Annotated in this window: 14 protein-coding genes; 7 read left to right on the plus strand and 7 right to left on the minus strand. The window is 67.2% G+C overall.

The genetic code is table 11. From position 1 onward, the window contains the following. Positions 1-13 precede the first annotated feature (13 nt). Positions 14-2,347, minus strand: a complete 2,334-nt coding sequence (locus tag L6Q96_12260; GenBank protein MCK6555332.1) for a right-handed parallel beta-helix repeat-containing protein — start codon at positions 2,345-2,347, stop codon at positions 14-16. A gap of 35 nt (positions 2,348-2,382) precedes the next feature. Beyond that, on the minus strand, positions 2,383-3,081 hold the full coding sequence (locus L6Q96_12265; protein ID MCK6555333.1) for a glutaminyl-peptide cyclotransferase: 699 nt from the start codon (positions 3,079-3,081) through the stop codon (positions 2,383-2,385). Between the two features lie 251 nt (positions 3,082-3,332). Here L6Q96_12265 and L6Q96_12270 point away from each other — a divergent pair, with 251 nt between their 5' ends. The 5 genes from L6Q96_12270 (at position 3,333) to L6Q96_12290 (ending at position 5,406) form a co-directional block, all read left to right on the plus strand. Beyond that, on the plus strand, positions 3,333-3,752 hold the full coding sequence (locus L6Q96_12270) for an acyl-CoA thioesterase (GenBank protein MCK6555334.1): 420 nt from the start codon (positions 3,333-3,335) through the stop codon (positions 3,750-3,752). A gap of 314 nt (positions 3,753-4,066) precedes the next feature. Further along, positions 4,067-4,357, plus strand: a complete 291-nt coding sequence (locus L6Q96_12275; GenBank protein MCK6555335.1) for a type II toxin-antitoxin system Phd/YefM family antitoxin — start codon at positions 4,067-4,069, stop codon at positions 4,355-4,357. Further along, positions 4,338-4,613 carry a Txe/YoeB family addiction module toxin gene (locus L6Q96_12280; GenBank protein ID MCK6555336.1) on the plus strand — a complete coding sequence of 92 codons (276 nt, stop codon included), beginning with the start codon at positions 4,338-4,340 and terminating at the stop codon, positions 4,611-4,613. The genes L6Q96_12275 and L6Q96_12280 overlap by 20 nt, the downstream gene beginning before the upstream one ends. Before the next feature lie 165 nt (positions 4,614-4,778). Further along, positions 4,779-5,039: an AbrB/MazE/SpoVT family DNA-binding domain-containing protein gene (locus L6Q96_12285; GenBank protein ID MCK6555337.1), complete on the plus strand. Its 261-nt coding sequence runs from the start codon at positions 4,779-4,781 to the stop codon at positions 5,037-5,039. Continuing rightward, positions 5,026-5,406 (plus strand): type II toxin-antitoxin system VapC family toxin, encoded by a 381-nt coding sequence (locus L6Q96_12290; GenBank protein ID MCK6555338.1) that lies wholly within the window; start codon positions 5,026-5,028, stop codon positions 5,404-5,406. Before L6Q96_12285 ends, L6Q96_12290 begins: the two co-directional genes overlap by 14 nt. Before the next feature lie 443 nt (positions 5,407-5,849). On the opposite strand, the gene L6Q96_12295 is transcribed toward L6Q96_12290, so the two are convergent. The 4 genes from L6Q96_12295 to L6Q96_12310 form a co-directional block, all read right to left on the minus strand. Beyond that, the gene (locus tag L6Q96_12295) at positions 5,850-6,791 is read right to left on the minus strand and encodes a PfkB family carbohydrate kinase (GenBank protein MCK6555339.1); all 942 of its coding nucleotides are present in this window, start codon (positions 6,789-6,791) and stop codon (positions 5,850-5,852) included. Then, positions 6,788-7,825, minus strand: coding sequence for a DUF1573 domain-containing protein (locus tag L6Q96_12300; GenBank protein MCK6555340.1), 1,038 nt, complete (start codon positions 7,823-7,825; stop codon positions 6,788-6,790). Before L6Q96_12300 ends, L6Q96_12295 begins: the two co-directional genes overlap by 4 nt. A gap of 6 nt (positions 7,826-7,831) precedes the next feature. Next, positions 7,832-8,698: a cyclase family protein gene (locus tag L6Q96_12305; GenBank protein MCK6555341.1), complete on the minus strand. Its 867-nt coding sequence runs from the start codon at positions 8,696-8,698 to the stop codon at positions 7,832-7,834. Positions 8,699-8,772: 74 nt separating this feature from the next. Then, positions 8,773-9,120: a Smr/MutS family protein gene (locus L6Q96_12310; GenBank protein MCK6555342.1), complete on the minus strand. Its 348-nt coding sequence runs from the start codon at positions 9,118-9,120 to the stop codon at positions 8,773-8,775. 93 nt (positions 9,121-9,213) lie between these two features. Between L6Q96_12310 and bioB the strand changes: the two genes are divergently transcribed. Further along, positions 9,214-10,224, plus strand: coding sequence for a biotin synthase BioB (gene bioB, locus L6Q96_12315; protein MCK6555343.1), 1,011 nt, complete (start codon positions 9,214-9,216; stop codon positions 10,222-10,224). A gap of 84 nt (positions 10,225-10,308) precedes the next feature. Here the strand turns inward: bioB and L6Q96_12320 are convergent, their stop codons facing one another. Further along, positions 10,309-11,472, minus strand: a complete 1,164-nt coding sequence (locus L6Q96_12320) for a PLP-dependent aspartate aminotransferase family protein (GenBank protein ID MCK6555344.1) — start codon at positions 11,470-11,472, stop codon at positions 10,309-10,311. Positions 11,473-11,726: 254 nt separating this feature from the next. Between L6Q96_12320 and L6Q96_12325 the strand changes: the two genes are divergently transcribed. Beyond that, positions 11,727-13,862 (plus strand): M4 family metallopeptidase, encoded by a 2,136-nt coding sequence (locus tag L6Q96_12325; protein ID MCK6555345.1) that lies wholly within the window; start codon positions 11,727-11,729, stop codon positions 13,860-13,862. The last annotated feature ends 29 nt before the right edge of the window (positions 13,863-13,891 follow it).

Raw genomic sequence — 13,891 nt, forward strand, 5'->3', positions numbered from 1 at the left:
GGTCAGGCCCTGCCTACGGCACCGATTCCACGCGGACGGCTCGCAGCGCGAGCGGCCGGGTGGCGCCGGGAGGCCGCGAAGTATCCTCCAGCAGAATCGCCAGCAGGGGACCCGGCGCCAGGGGATGTGCGCTTGCGACCGCGATCGAGAGGGTTCCCGCGGCGCCGATATGCGCCGCTGCGAGAACGTCAGGGTTGCGGCTCAGCCGCCGCACGCCGCGTACGGCCTGCAGCGCCGGGTCGTAGGCAAGATCGATGTCGACCGCGTGCACGGCGCCCGCGCCGACCAGGGCGACCGGCACGAGCGCTCCGCCACGGCCTCGAGGAAGCGGACGGCCGAGGCGGATATGCCCGTTGCTGCCGGGCGTACTGACGCCGGCACCGGCGGGCAACCAGTTGCCGGTGCAGTCGCCCGCAGGCAGGCCGAGGAAGTCTTGATCGCTGGCGACTGCCGCGAGCGGAGAGAAGGTAATCCGTCCGGGCTGGCAGGCGCCTCCGCCGACGACGGGATTGACGGCGGTCTGATTGGCCGCGGGGGCAGGGTTCGGCAGGAAGAACCAGTCCGAATCGCAAGCGACGGCGACCGGAAAGCGGGCGATGAGACCGACGCTATGTTGCAGGATCAGGGCGGCGTCGAGGGCGCTCAGGCCGCTCGCGGCACTCACGTCGCACGCGAGTTGCTGCTCCGCGGTCAACGTGCGCAGCCCGACCACGGCTTGCAACACGTAGGCGGCGTCGAGCGCCGAGACCGCGCCGTTGAGGCGACCGAGCTGCCGCGGCGTGACGCTCAGTGTGCCGGCGGGAACCGCGGCGAAACTGTACGCGCCGCCGGCGCCGGTGGTTGTGCTGCCGGTCGTATCTCCCGTCAGGGCGACGGTGACTCCGTCGAGGCCGGCTCCCGACGGCTCGTGGCGAACCTGTCCGGCGACCGCGACCGTAACCGCCGTGGGCGACGGGCTCGGGGTTCGCGTCGGCGAACTGGTGCGCGTGGCCGAGGGAAGCGGCGTCGACGTCGCCGTCAGCGACGGCGTGAGGGAGGGAGTGGATGCCGCCGCGCGTTCGTAAGCGCCGATGTCGTAGCCGTTACCCTGGGGCCGTGGCTGACCGTCGAGGTCGGTGGGCAGGTCGGCCACCACGGTCCCGGCATCGATAGCGGGGCTACCGGCCTTCAGGCGGTAGTTCGCCATAATCGTATCGGTGAAAACCGCGCCGGCGGCGGCGACAATCGAGTGAGTGTCGAACCCGAGCGCGCGCCACTCGGTCAGGGAGAGGAAATCCACGTCGTCGGAGAAGACGGTGGTCACGATGTTGTAGTCGGAAACCAGCCCGGCGAAGCTCGATGCCTCGACTTCGAGGCTACCGCGCGAACCGAGATGGAGGAGGATGTTGTTCAAGACGGCGTTATTGACGCTGCCGTTGCGCAGCACGATGGCGAAGCGGCCGTTCGAGGCCTGGACGATAGTGTTGCCGACGATCCGATTGTCGCGGGTGCCGTAGAGGTTGCTGCCTTCCCCGTCGTCCCAGCCCGCGATGCCGCTGGCGTGGTTGTCGTAGAGCAGGTTGTTGCGAATCGCAGAAGAGCGCACGGAAGCGAGATTGATGGCCGCACCGCCGCCGGCGCCGTTGCCGTGGATGACGTTGGCCTCGATGGTGGCGTCTTCGATGATGCCGTCGCCTTGCGGATCGTTGGGGTCGTCTCCCAGTAGCAGGGGATCGGCGTTGAGCTGAATGCCGGAGGCGCGGTTGTCGTGGACGCGGTTGCGGCGCACGGCCGGGCGGTCGCCGCTGTTCGAGACGTAGATACCGTGCTCGACGGCCGAGAAGGACGTTTCGTTGTCTTCGATGACGAGGTCGCGGGCGAAGCCGGTGAAGATGCCCCAGCGCGAGTTGTGGTGGCAGTGGCAGTTGCGGATCTCGACGCCGGTGGAATTGGCGTCGGGTTCGCCCTGCACGGCGATTCCGGCGCGGGTAGCGTTGGTGCATTCGAAGCCGTCGAGGACGACGTAGTCGACGTTGCGCACCCAGATGTTGTCGCCGTTGCTGTTGGCTGCACCGGGCGCGTTGACGACGACCCCCGGTTGCGCCGTAAAGCGCACGGGAGCCAGGGCCGTGCCGGTGTTGCGGGTGCGGAAACCGACGTACGTGCCCGGGACGACGATTACGGTGTCGCCGGCGGCGGCCACGTCACCGGCCTTCTGCAGCGTAAGCCAGGGCAGAGCCTGGGTGCCGGGGTTGGTGTCGAGCCCGGTCGGTGCGACGTAGTAAGTGGCGGCGCGGACGGCTGCGGATGGAAGGCAGACGGACAGGAAAAGGCTGAGGCAGAGACTGCTGATGCAGCGATGGTTCATCGCAGGGGTTCAAATTGCAAGTCACGTACCGCCATTCACTTCGCCTCTGACCCTGCGGGAACGAAGCGTACGCGAAAGACCTTCGGCCAGAACTTGCCGGTGACGAGGAATGTATCGGAGTCGGGATCGTAAGCGATGCCGTTCAGGACATCGGCCTTGCGGCGCTCGGCGGCGCCGAGCAGATCGGGCAGGCGGATGCGCGCCGTGACCCGCCCACTTTGCCGGTCGATGCGGACGATGTCGTCGGTTTCCCAGACGTTGGCATAGACGTTGGTGCCGACGCATTCGAGTTCGTTGAGATTCTGCACCGGCCGGTTCTGCTCGGTGACGAGGATGACGCCGCTGGCGTCGAAATTACGCGGATCGCGGACGAACAGCTTGTGGCTGCCGTCGCTCATGACCAGGTTCCGGCCGTCGAAACACAGACCCCAGCCTTCGGTCGGATACGCGAACCGTTCGCGCTCGGCGAACGTGTCGGCGTCGTAGACGAAGGCGACGTGGTTCTGCCAGGTTAACTGAAAGAGCCGTTGGTCGACGATGGCGATGCCCTCGGCAAAGTAAGGCTTCGGCACGTCGATGCGCCTGAGGACTCGCCCGGTGACCAGCTCGACCTCGCGCAGACTGGAACGTCCGACAAGTCCGGTACTCTCGTAGAGCTTGCCGTCGTGCAGGAGGAGTCCCTGCGTGAATGCGGCCGGATCGTGCGGATAGGTGGCGACGATTTCCGCCCGCATCCTCTCCGGGACGCCTGTGGAGTCGGCGGACCCGCCCGAACCCCACAGGAGCGCCGCACATGTTACGAGCCACCCGACCCGACGTACCCGGCTTCCGTACGCGGCCGTCGGAGCGACCGGGAACATTGCGTGAGCGCTGTCCACGAACGGCCCCTACACCTTCGTCCCGGCCCTCGCAACGTCGCCGGCTCGCGTCGCCGTCGGGCAAACCGCTTGCCTGGGCGCCACACCGGGGTTAGCTTCCGGCGCCTGTGACCGAGACCCGGTTTATCGAAGTGGCGCGCTATCGAGTCATCTGCGGCGACTGCGACCCGATGCGCATCATGTACAACGGAACATACCTGCGTCTGTTCGAGATCGGCTGGACGGAACTCCTGCGCGTCATGGGTACGCCTCTGGCGGAGTTCGTTGCCCAGGGCCGTTATCTGGCGGTCGTCGACGTCCAGTGCCGCTATCTCAGGCCGGCACGTTACGATGACGTGGTCGTCATTCGCGCTGCCATGCCCGGGGTCAGTGCGGCGCGTCTCGAGATCCAGTACGAGCTGGTTCGCGAAGACGGCGAAATGCTGGCCGGCGGCCGCACCGTACACGCCATCGTCGACGACGACGGACGCCCACACCGGATACCCGAGGCCGTCCGCGCCGCGGCCCGGCGGTTCGCCGCGGACTGAGCGCCGTAGTGGGTGGGAGAAGGCCTTTTGGGGGCCGGGGGTTTGGGGGCGTGAGGGCGTGGGGGGGGGCGGTAATGGTGGCGAGTCAGGCCGTGGCTTCGGCCACGGTTGTCGAGTGCGTCGGCGGTGACGGCGAGGACGTTCGGCAGGGCCGTCGAGACCAGCTCGGGCAGTCCCGCGCCGTTGACCAGATAGAACCAGGGATTGAAGGTCGGCGCGCTGCTGCCGGCGGCTCAAGCGGAGCGTGTTCGGCTGTTTGCCCTGTTCAAGAACCTTGACGGGTCTCTCGGAATTGTACAGAGTTCCTGTACACCATGGCGATTCAAGCGACATACACCCGGGCACGGGCGGAGCTGGCGAAGTTGTGCGATGCCGCGGCAAGAGACAACGAGGTGGTGATCATCACCCGTCGCGGGGCTGATGACGTCGCGCTCGTCTCTGCCGCGGAGTTCCGCAGCTTGCAGGAGACGGCGCATTTGTTGCGCTCACCCCGCAACGCCGAACGACTCCTGAAGGCTTTGGCGCGGGCCCGAGCCCGCGGGGGACGGCCGCGGTCGGTCGGCTCGCTACGGCACGAGGTCGGGCTTGACGAGAAAGGCGACTGACCGTGATGCGGTCTTCCAGCCCGAGTTCCGCGAAGACTTACGGTACTGGGTTGAGAACGACCGTCGCGTTGCCCTTCGCGTTCTCGATCTGGTCGAGGCGGTCTTGCGAGACCCGTTTCGCGGTATCGGCAAACCAGAACCGCTTCGCCATTTGGCGCCCAACACCTGGTCGCGCCGAGTCACGCAGGAGCATCGTCTGGTCTACCTGGTGCGCGCCGACCGAATCGATTTCCTGCAAGCTCGTTATCACTACTGAGCCGTGGCCGAAAAGGCCGCGCGGGCGGGCCGGCTCGAGCGCCGCTGTTTGTCGCCACCGTCGTTGCGCCGTCGGCTCAGCGCCATGCCGTTTGGCGGCGCCTGACCCGGCAAGGCCGTCTCTGTCAGGATTGTCATTACTGCGGTAATGTGCGATACGGGGTGCATGGTGCTCGCACAGTCGAAGGTGACCGCGCAGGGACAGATTTCGGTTCCCGCGGAGGTACGGCGGAAGCTGGGGCTCGGCCCCGGTTCCGTGTTGGAATGGGACGAGGACGGCGAAAGGATCGTGGTCCGCAGGGCAGGTCGATACAGCTCGGAGGAGATTCATCGGCAGTTGTTCGTCGAGGCTCCGAAACCGCGCAGCCTGGCTGAACTCAAAGAAGGAATTCGGCGCCACATGCGGAAGAGGCATGCGCGCAGTTGATACCAACGTCCTGGTGCGTCTCATCGCCCGCGACGATCCGAAGCAGATGACGGCGGCGGAGTCGTTCGTGGCGAAGGGTGCCTGGATATCGCATCTGGTTCTCGCCGAGACGCTGTGGGTCCTGGAGTCGGTTTACGAGCTCGACGCGGAACAGCGCGCCACCGCCGTCGACATGCTTCTGAATCATCGGAGTCTCACGCTCCAGGATGCGGACGTAGTCACGGCGGCGCTGGCGCACTTTCGACACAAGCCATCGCTTGGCTTTTCCGATTGCCTCGTTCTGGAGATTGCCCGGAAGGCGGGACATGTTCCCCTCGGAACCTTCGATCGTGATCTCGGGAAACTCGATGGCGCCGAGCGGCCATGATCTGTCGAGCCGGACCGGCGGCTCGAGCGGACCGCGAGGACGCAGCGAAAGAGCTGTCCCTGGACGAGCATCGCCACATGCAGGTCGCACTGATGCTCCGCCCGGAGCAGGGCGCGGTCATCCGGGGCTCCGGTGACCTTCGTAAGATCAGATGTCGCCGCGGTGGCCTGCAGGTTCTGAGAAAGAACCCAGAGCGAGTGGACCTCCGGGTACGTAGGCGCCTGCCGAAGGACGACAACCTGCCGCCGGAAGAAGGGTGGTGCCGGGATCGTTGGCGACGGGCGGGGTCGGGGTCGCTATCGGTATCGGTATCGATCTCCCCCGCGACGGGCTCGGCACCCGTGGCCAAAGCCACGACCTGCCTCGATGCCGATACGCCCTCAGGCCTCGAAACCCCAGGCCCCCACGCCCTCAAACCCCCAGGAGCCCCGCTCCCGCCGGGTCTAGCGATGTCGTGCCAGTTCCAGAGCGCGCTCGACGGTTGGGATGCCTGGGCGTCCGCCGAGACGCTCGCACTTGAGCGCTGCCGCGGCTGCCGCGAAGCGCAGGGTCTCGCCGGCATCCCAGCCCTGCAGGAGTCCGTAGATGCTGCCCGCATGAAAAATGTCCCCCGCCCCCGTGCTATCCACAACTCGGACCCGATAGGCGGCAATGTAGTGCATCCTCCCGTTGACCAGTGCCAGGGCGCCGCCGGCGCCCAGCGTCACGCCGACGAACCACGGCCCCCGGCGGGCCGCGTCACGCAGGGCACGACGCAGGTCGGATTGCCCGGTAAGCCGCTCGACGAACTCCCGCGCGGTGATCAGCACGTCGGTCACCGCCAGTAAAGCCTCGATGCCGGGCCCGGGCACGTCGACATCGAGAACGGTCAGCACCCCCGCCGCCCGCGCCCACTGCGCCGCACGCACCGCCGTCTGCGCGTCGGCGGCATCCATCAACAACACCCGCCCGGCGGTCAGCAGCGTTTGCGGCAGCTCTTCGTCCGCCAGGGCCATGGCCGGCACCCCGGCCCCGAGCACCGACCGCTCGCCGCTGACGCCGTCAATGAGAATCACGGCGACCGGGTGGCGCGTGTTCCGCCTCACCAGGGTCGCCGTCACGTCCACACCCTCGGCCGCCAACGCACTGCAAGCCACCACGCCGCCTGGATCGTCGCCGAAGGCGCCGACATACGCGGTACGCAACCCCCAGCGCTGCAAGGCCACGAGCGCCGTCGGGACCTGCCCGCCCGGCTGCTGGTCGTAGGCCACCAGCGCCTGCTTCGAGTCCAGCCGCGGGTGGCGCTCGACCACGCACAGGTGATCGATGCTGTTCAGCCCGAACCCGACGACGTCGAACTGCCGACCCGCGGGTAGGATTAGTCCCGCCCGTACCTTTCGGGTCATTGCTTCACCACGCGTGCGGTGAACGGCACCTCGACCCGCGCCTGGTCCCCCGCGTCGGTGTCGATCACCACGCTGCCCTGAAAACGTCCCGGCGGAAGTGGGCGCACCGCGCTGCCCTCGAGCCGGGCCGTGACGCGATAGCGACGGCCCGGTCGCATGGTTTCCGTATCCACTCGCCCCACCGCCGGCTCCATTCTGGCTCCGGTTATCGACACCGCCCGATTCGTGGTGCTCCGGATTTCCACGACCCGCGTGGCCTCCGCGTCGGCGGCAACGCGTCCGAAGTCGATCTTCCGCGGCGACCATGCAACCGCCCCGTCGACGATTCCCGCCACCTTCACGTCCAACATCGGAACCGCCTCCTGACCTGTCGCCACGCGCACCGTGGTCGCAAACGGCCCCAGCGGCGCGGCGCGGTCGATCCTGAGCCGGAGCTGTGTCCCCCGCATGTCGGCCGGCATGTCCCGCGGCGCGAGCGGCGCCAGTGTCGCACTGACGACGCGACTGTCCACTTCCACCGGTCCGAACCGGCCACGGGAATCCCGCGGCGCGAGCAACCTGGTCGCCATGTCGATTTCCTGATCGCGTTGCACATGGCCGAGGTACACCGCCGCCGGCTCCGCGATCGCCACCGGTCGAACGTCGGCAGTGAGCGTCAGCGTCGTTGCCGGCTGTCCCGGATCGTTGGCGTAGACGGTGACGGTGCGCGACAGCGCTCCGGCGACCTGCAGGGTCGAGCACCGCAACTCGATCGTACCCTCGGCGCCCGGCGCCAGCACCGTCGCCGTCGTCGCCGCCTCGCACTCGCAACCGGCCTGCGGCGGCTCGACGAGCAAGGGCATGTTGCCGGCATTGCGGAAGGTGAAACGTGCGGCGACCGAATCGCCCTGCCGCACGGTGCCGACGTCGTACGCGGTAGAGGCAAACACCAGGCGCGGCGGCAACCGGCCGCCGCCGTCCCGGTTGGGGGAACAGCCGCCGGCCACGATCGCGCCGAACACCGCGCTCAACGCCAACCGGAATCGTACGGTCATGGAGGACTACGGCAGTTGCGCGACGATGCGCGTCGGACCGCCGCTACCCCCGGCGATCTTCATGGGTAACGCGATGAACGTCGCGCCCCGGGCCGGAAGCCGATCTACGTTGGCGACGTTCTCGAACGCCGGCTTGTTCGCGCCGTTGATGATGCGGTGCACGGCGAAGTCGGTCGATGGGCCATGATCGATGCTGGCGGTGTCGACCGCAATGGCCGCGACGTCACGTTGCGCGACCAGGAACTCCGCCGCCTCCGACGAGAAGCCCGGAAAGTGCAGGTTGGCGGTATCGCCCTGCCGATCGGTACCCAGATACCGCTTGCGATTGCCCCAGTACTGTCCCCATCCGCTGAACATGACGACGATCGCTCCCGGCGGGATGCGCCCGTGCTCGGCTTCCCAGGCTGCAAGGTCGGCCACCGTGAGGCGGTAGTCTCGATCGGCGGCCGCCTGCCGGCGCACATCGACCACAACGGCGGGCCCGATACCCGCCCGCAACGGCACCTGATCGGCGGTGTCCTTGTCGCGCCCGAAGTGGATCGGCGCATCCATATGAGTGCCGCCATGCTCCGCCAGACAGAGGTTGTTGGCGGCGTACCAGTAGCCGCCCGCGGTCGGACCGTATGCGACACGCTCGAGGCTGAACGATTCTCCGGTCGGCCAGTAGATCGTGTCGGGACCGAACGCGTACGAAAGGTCGATGAGCCGGTCGACGTGCAGCGCGGAGGTATCCGGGCGGTGCGAAGCGCAGCCCGCGCCCGTGCCGGTTGCGGCAATCGCTCCGGCCAGGACGAGCAGCGTCCAAACCGAAACGCGGATTGCGCCCGCCCGTGCGTGCGGTAGACCGTTCGGTTTCCGTTGGTCCGCTTCCACTGAGTGCTCCCCGTTTCGGGTTCTTTCGCCGCGGTCGGCGTCGTCGCGGAGGCTAGGTAAGCCTCGCTGAGGAGTCAACGCGGAGCGGGGGTGCGTTCCGACGCTTGCTCGCGAAGCCATACTTCGACCGCCCCGTCACCGCCCGTCGGGTCGGGGAGGCGGCGATAGCGTTCGACCAGCGCGGCACCCTCGCGTTCGAGCCAGCGCGGCACCACCTCGCGCAGGACGCCCCGGCCGCCCGGGCTGCCGTGCCCCTTGCCGTAAACGATCCGCACGCACCGATCGCCGTGTTGCCGGGCGTGCCTGAGAAAGCCCTCGACCTCGGCGAGCGCGTCGCGCACTCCGTAGCCGTGCAAGTCGAGCGTCGGGACCACACCCAGCAACTCCCTGATCGCCGTTCGCAGTTCCCTCAGCCAGCGCATACGCCGGCAGTCTGGGGCATCGTGGCCCCGGTTGTCGAGGCCGCGGCCTTGCGGCAACTGGGGGCCGCTGGTAGCTCTGCGGCGATGCAAACCGTGGCCGCCTCATCGACGTCGTCGAGCACCTTCCACACGCTGGCGCAGGCCGTCCTCGACGGAGCCGGCGTCACCCGTGCCGAAGCGGCATCCGTTCTGGCGGCACCCGACGGTGCCCTGGTCGATCTCTTGTACGCCACCTTCCGAATTCGCGAACGCTACCACGCCAGGAAGGTGAAGATCTGCGTCCTGAAGAACGCGCGTAGCGGTCTGTGTCCGGAGGACTGCAACTACTGTTCGCAGTCCGCGGTGTCGGAAGCGGCCATCCCGCGCTATCGGCTCGACTCGGTCGAGGATCTGAAGCTGGCCGCGCGCCGTGCCGTCGAGACCGGCGCGCGCCGCTATTGCATGGTCACCAGCGGCCGTGGTCCGAGCGCCCCGGACATCGAGCGCTTCATGACCGCCGCGCGCGCGATCAAGGCCGAATTCCCGCAGCTCGAGCTGTGCGTCTCGCTGGGGCTGATGACCGAGGCGCAGGCGCGGGAGTTAAAGGCCGCCGGTATCGGCTACGTGAATCATAACCTCAACACGAGCCGCCGTTTCTATTCCCAAGTGTGCAGCACGCACACCTACGACGAGCGGGTCGAGACGGTGCGCAGCGTCAAGCGCGCTGGCCTGCACACCTGTTGCGGCGGCATCGTGGGAATGGGCGAGAGCGACGACGACCTCGTGGATCTGGCCTTCGCTCTCGGCGAGCTGCAAGTCGACTCCCTGCCGGTGAACTTCCTGCACCCGATCGACGGTACCCCGCTCGGCGAACGGCGCGACCTGACGCCGGGGAAGTGCCTGCGGGCATTGTGCCTGATGCGCTTCACCAATCCGCGCAGTGAAATCCGCGTGGCCGGCGGACGCGAGCTTAATCTGGGTTGGTTTCAGGCTCTGGCGCTGTATGCCGCCAACTCGATCTTCGTGGAGGGGTACCTGACCACTCCCGGCCAGGCAGCGGCCGAAGCGCAGCGGATGATCACCGACATGGGCTTCGAGGTGGAAGCCGTCGAAACCGAGGAGTGAACGCCGGCCGCATCCGCGGCCGATCTCGACCCGGGCGGTGTCTTGCCGGACGTCCGCGGGCGGCTTCGAGCGGGGTTGCCGCAATCAGCGCTCGACGGCGGCCAGCGCGCCGGCGAAGTCGTCGAGTAAGTCTTCGATGTCTTCGATGCCCACCGAGACGCGCACCAGACCGTCGCCGATGCCGGCGCGCTGCCGTTCGGCGGGGCTCATCTTGCGATGCGACGTACGGCTGGGAATGCACACGAGGCTCTCCACGCCGCCGAGGCTCAACGCCGGCATGACCAGGCGGAAGCCGGCCAGCACCTCGTCGACGCGTGCGGCCGCGCGCAGCTCGAAAGCGAGCATGCCGCCGAAACCCCGCATCTGGCGCGCCGCAACGGCGTGGTCCGGATGATCGGGCAGTCCCGGATAGTGAACCGCCTCGACCGCCGGGTGTTGGCGCAGGAACTCCGCCAGGGCGGCGGCGTTGTCGTTGTGCTGTTTGACGCGTAACGCGAGCGTCTTGAGCCCGCGCTCCAACAGGAAACACGCGTGCGCGTCGAGCATGCCACCGTGGTTGACGGCATATTCGGTGACGCGCGCGATGACGGCTCGCGAGGCGACGACGAAGCCGGCATTCAAGTCGCTATGCCCGTTGAGGTACTTCGTCGCGCTGTGGATGACGACGTCGATGCCGCTGGCCAGCGGGTTCTGGTTTATCGGGGTGGCAAAAGTGTTGTCGGCGACCGTGAGCACCCCGTGGGCACGCCCGAGCTGCGCGATGGCGTCCAGGTTCACGACGCGCAGCAGGGGGTTGGACGGGGACTCGACGTAAATCACCCGGGTTTCGGGCCGTATTCCCGCCGCGAATTCGTCGACCGTGCTCGCAAAGGATATGGCGACGCCGATCCGTTTCAGCTCCTGGGTAAGAAGGAATGTGCCGCCGTACAGTTCGGTCTGGAAGATCACATGATCGCCGGGCACGAGACGGGAGACCAGCAGGGTGGCGATGGCTGCCATGCCGGAACCGAACACAAGCGCCGCTTCCCCCTCCTCCAGGGCGGCGATCTTGTGCTCGACAACGCGCTGGTTCGGCGTGTTGAAATAGCGCGGGTAGTAGTTCTCGTTGTCGGGGTTGGGGAAGGCATACGCCGTCGACGTAAAGATGGGACTGCACGCTCCACCGGTGCGCTCGTCGTGATACGTGCCGGCGTGGATGCACAGTGTCGACCGCCGCATGGGGCGCTGCCCGGTTGTCTGCATGGCCATGCCGTGTCCCTTCTCTCCGAGAACGCCAGGGACGTCGGCTGCGGATGTCCTCCCGCTGACGACTCGCCTCGCGTCCTCCGGCGGCCCTCTTCTTATCTTTGAAGAGTCCAGAGATCGACCCGGGGCGCGCAAAGAATCATTGACGATTTTGCCACGATGGTGGTACGGATCGGTTACTTCTGTGCGGTGTTGGGAGGGGGCCACCTCCGGAACCGTAACAGGCGTTAACGCATCGGACCGTGATCGGGGGAAACATGCGGCACACCATCATGCGGGTTGTGGCGTTGGTTGTCGTCGTGGCGGCCGTTCCGGCGACATCCATGGGTGACAAAGACGCTCCGGCAGCCGTGCGACAGGCAGTCGATGCGCTGGTCCGCGCCGCCGGCGCGCCACTGCGCGTGCGACTCGCTCCCGCAACCGGCACCGCGGCACTTGTTTCAGCTCCTGCAGGCGGGGGCATCCCGGTCGCGACGGCGGCTTCCGCGCCCGCCCCCGAGCGGGCGCGCGCCTTTCTCGGAACGTACGGGGCTGCGCTCGGTCTCGGGCCGGACGACGAAGTCGCCGTCGATCGCATCAGTGGCAGCGACGAGGTCGGCCTCGAGCACGTCCGGCTGCAGCAGATGGTCCGGGGCGTGCCGGTAACCGGGACGCGCATCGGCGTGCACCTGCGCAATGCCGCGGTGACTGCGGTCACGGCGAAGACGGTGCCCGACGCGGCGACGGTCGATACCACGCCGGTGGTCAGCGCCGCCGACGCCTTGTTGGTTGCCGAACGCCTGCTGGCCGAATCTCTCGGAGAAGCCGCCGGACAGCTTGCCACACCGCGGCTGGAGATCTTCAACCGCGGCTTGCTCGAGGGCGGCATGGGCCGCTCTCGACTCGCCTGGTTTGTCGAAGCGAGCACCCCATCGCGTCTGGAGTATATCTGGGTTGACGCGCAAACTGCGGAGATCCTGCTGCACTTCAACCAGCGGCCCGATGCACTGAGTCGATTGATTTACGATGCGGGAAACTCCGGTGTTCTCCCCGGAACGCTGGTACGTGTTGAAGGCGACCCGGCGACGGGCAACGCCCTCGTGGACAATCTCTACGACTACACTGGCGCCACGTACGCTTACTTCCTCAGCGAGCATGGCCGCGACAGCTTCGACGGCTTCGGGGCATCGATGATCGGCAGTGTGCGCTACTGCGCCCCGGGCTGCGGGTGCCCCTGTCTCAACGCCTATTGGAATGGCGCGCAAACGATCTACGGCGAGACATTCGCGGTCGAGGACATCGTGGCTCACGAGTGGACCCACGGCGTAACGCAGTACGAGGCCGGGCTATTCTATTACATGCAGTCGGGCGCGTTGAACGAGTCGTACTCCGACGTGTTCGGCGAGACGGTCGATCTGTTGTCGCCCGGGGGCAACGACGCCTCGGACGTTCGCTGGGCGATCGGCGAGGACGTTTTCCCGCCACTCCGCGGCTTCCGCAACATGATGGACCCTCCGCTTCGCTCCGATCCGGGCCGCGTCGGCGATATCCGCTGGCTGATTTGTAACGATGGGTCGATCGACGCCGGTGGTGTGCACTCCAACAGCGGCATCAACAACCATGCTTACGCGCTCATGGTGGACGGAGGCACGTACAACGGCTTCACCGTCATCGGCATCGGCCTCATCAAGGCCGGCAAGGTCATGTACCGTGCGCTGACCCAATACCTCGCACCGACCTCGACCCTCGCCGACAACGACGCCGCGATCCGTCAGGCGTGCAGCGACTTGATCGGCGTGGCCGGCATCAGCTCCGCAGACTGCGTCGAGGTTGGCTACGCGCTCGACGCCGTCGAGATGGCCGAACCATGGCCGTGCCTGGGGCCGGGGTGCGCCGCGACTCCATCGCAGTACTGCGAGGCGCCCGGCAAGTCTACGCTGCGGTTCAAACAAGACCCCGGCGACTCGACGAAGGACACGTTCACGTGGAAGTGGCTGAAGGGTACCGCCGCGCAAGCCGACTTCGGCGACCCGGTGGCCGGCGATCCTCAGTATGCCCTCTGCGTGTACCGTGACGGCACTTTGGCGACAACGGCAACCGTCGATCCCGGCGGCAGTTGCGACGGTGACCCGTGCTGGTCGGTTAGTTCGAACGGGACGTACAAGTACCGCCTGCGCAACGGCAACGGCGACAGCATCGCCAGCGTCAAGCTGGTCCCCGGGACTGGAACCGCAAAGGTGCAGATTAATGGCAAGGGTAGCGGGCTGGACATGCCGGGGCCGCTGCCCCTCGGCTACAGTTCGGCGATTACAGTGCAACTGGGCCGCAGTTACGCCGGCCGGTGCTTCAGCGCCACTTACCCAGCGCCAGCGCGCACCAACTCGGGATCGAGGTTCAGCGACTCGATTCCGTGAGCGGAGGGAGTTGATGCGGGCGAAACGGT

This window comes from Candidatus Binatia bacterium, assembly GCA_023150935.1.
Taxonomy (GTDB): Bacteria; Desulfobacterota; Binatia; order HRBIN30; family HRBIN30; genus JAKLJW01.